The organism is Oxynema mangrovii CENA135, from assembly GCF_016632315.1.
Taxonomy (GTDB): domain Bacteria; phylum Cyanobacteriota; class Cyanobacteriia; order Cyanobacteriales; family Laspinemataceae; genus Oxynema; species Oxynema aestuarii.
Map to the genome: position 1 here is coordinate 725,901 of NZ_JAEOXH010000003.1, position 951 is coordinate 726,851.

1 protein-coding gene is annotated in these 951 nt (G+C 49.0%); it reads left to right on the forward strand.

The window, feature by feature from the left end; all coding sequences use genetic code 11:
- Nucleotides 1-22: 22 nt before the first annotated feature.
- On the forward strand, nucleotides 23-951 hold a 929-nt coding region (locus JJD41_RS22575), incomplete at its 3' end, for a hypothetical protein (protein ID WP_200669786.1).

Genomic DNA, 951 nt, shown 5'->3' on the forward strand with positions numbered 1-951 from the left:
CAACTCTGGTTCAAATACCAGCTTGAGTTTCTCTGTCAGTGACCCCGATGGCGATCAAATCCGTTATTACTATTTCTCTGACAACAACAGCAGCAGCACTAGCGGTTACTTCACCGTCAATGGTGTCAAACAAACTAGCGGATTCTATGTAGACCCAGACAAGTTAAACACCGTGCGTTTTGTCGGCGGTTCCGCCGCAGGCACAGACCCAATTCGGATCTGGGCTTATGATGGTCAAGACTGGGGATATAAAGATGCCACGATGACTACTCAACAAGTCAATCGGGCTCCCGTAGTCACGGCATACGATCGCACCGTCAACTCTGGTTCAAATACCAGCTTGAGTTTCTCTGTCAGTGACCCCGATGGCGATACAATTACCAGCTATTATTTCTCGGATTACAACAGCAGCAGCACTAGCGGTTACTTCACCGTCAATGGAGTCAAACAAACCAGCGGATTCTTTGTCAATCCAGACCAGTTGAGTAACGTGCGTTTTGTCGGCGGTTCGGCAGCAGGCACAGACCAAATTCGCATCTATGCGTATGATGGTCAAACCTGGGGTTCCAATGATGCCACGATGACCACTCAACAAGTCAACCGGGCTCCCGTAGTCACCGCTTATAACCAAACCGTGAAGCGTAACCAAAGTATCCAACCATCCTTTAGCGTCACTGATGCCGATGGAGATACCATGACTCGCTATGCCTTCTTTGACGGCAACACCAGCAGCACCAGCGGATATTTCACCGTCAATGGTGTCAAACAGGCAGCCGGTCAAACCTTCTATGTAAATGCAGACCAGCTCAATACCGTTCGCTTTGTTGGTGGCAGCAGCAACAGCAACGATTATGTTTACACCCGAGCCTATGATGGCAGTGCTTGGAGTAACTGGAAAGACTACTTGATGAAAACTGAAGGTGGTTCTAAGCCCGTTGTCAGTGCTACTGA